At 64.0% G+C, this 1,117-nt stretch carries 2 protein-coding genes; one reads left to right on the top strand and one right to left on the bottom strand.

Features of this window, described 5'->3' with window-relative positions; translation table 11 throughout:
* Positions 1 to 483 (top strand): LysR substrate-binding domain-containing protein (locus ABT116_RS49155; RefSeq protein WP_351648119.1); only part of this gene is annotated, 483 nt, incomplete at its 5' end.
* On the opposite strand, the gene ABT116_RS49150 is transcribed toward ABT116_RS49155, so the two are convergent.
* Positions 449 to 1,117, bottom strand: a 669-nt coding sequence (locus ABT116_RS49150; RefSeq protein WP_351648116.1) for a tocopherol cyclase family protein, incomplete at its 5' end; no start/stop codon positions are given. The two genes, ABT116_RS49155 and ABT116_RS49150, sit on opposite strands and share 35 nt — an antisense overlap.

Here is a 1,117-nt window from a genome sequence, read left to right as displayed (position 1 = left end):
CGCAGTCTGCTTGCCGGAGTGTCGGACGGAACCTTCGACATAGCCGTCATCGGGGTGGCGGGAGAGCTGCCGGAAGGGCTCGAATCGAGGGTGATCACCGACGAACGACTGGTGGCCGGAGTGGCAACGGATCATCCGCTGGCCGAGGTGTCGTCTCTACCGTTTGCCGAGCTCGCCACGCGATCGGTCATCTGTCTGCCGGAGGGAACCGGTATCAGGACGTGTCTGAACTTCGCATGCGCCGCGGCCGGCACCACGCCGACGGTTGCGCTCGAGGCAAGCAATCTCGGCATCATCGTTTCATTGGCAGCGCAGGGGTTGGGAATGGCCGTGCTTCCCGAGTCGGCAGTGGGGGAGTTGCATCGGATCGATCTCGAACCGGAGGCGCGATCTCGGCTGGAATTGGTCTGGCGTTCGTCGGGCGGCAAGAATCCGGCGGCCTCCGCTCTCATCGATCTTGCGAGAGCTGTTCCCGCCGAGTGAGTTCGGCCTGCGCCCGATCCAATCCGCCGTGCTCGAGAGCAGCCAACCGTGACCTGTCCTTCCAGACGATGGTGCCGCGTCGCCGGACGATGACCGACATCGTTCCACCGAGATGCTCGAGCGCTCCTGGTACGTTTCGACGCTCGGCAGGTATCGGAACAGGAAGTATGTGTGCGTCGGCGATGGGTGCGGTCCCGTCGATGTCGATGCTCCACTTCCGGCTGTAACCCCGAAGCGTCCAGCGATCGTCGGACACCGTCGTCTCCACCTGTGACGTCAGAGGATTACCCAGCCGCAACACCGTTCCGTCCGGTAGCGCGGCAACGACGGCGGTGACTTCGGTGCGCAGAGGTCCGGCGCTGACCTGTCCGCCGGCAAACGCCACGCAGGCTCGAGGATCGGTGAACCCCTGTGCCTGTCCCCACCACCAGGATTCCGGGAATCCTCCCTTTCCCCAGTTTTTCTCGCCGTACACCTGCGCTCCGGTGAGATCCCAGCTCTGTCCGTCGATGACGGCGCTTCCCTCGACCCGGCCGCCGAGCAGCCACGGATGCCAGTACTGATTGAGTGCGGGAACTGATTGGAAGTAACTCGATCCCCCGAAGCGGCGGTGCGGCCAGAATCGCTGATTACT

This window comes from Streptomyces sp. NPDC002130 (assembly GCF_040296465.1).
Taxonomy (GTDB): Bacteria; Actinomycetota; Actinomycetes; order Streptomycetales; family Streptomycetaceae; genus Streptomyces.
This window is presented reverse-complemented; position numbering and strand designations above follow the sequence as displayed.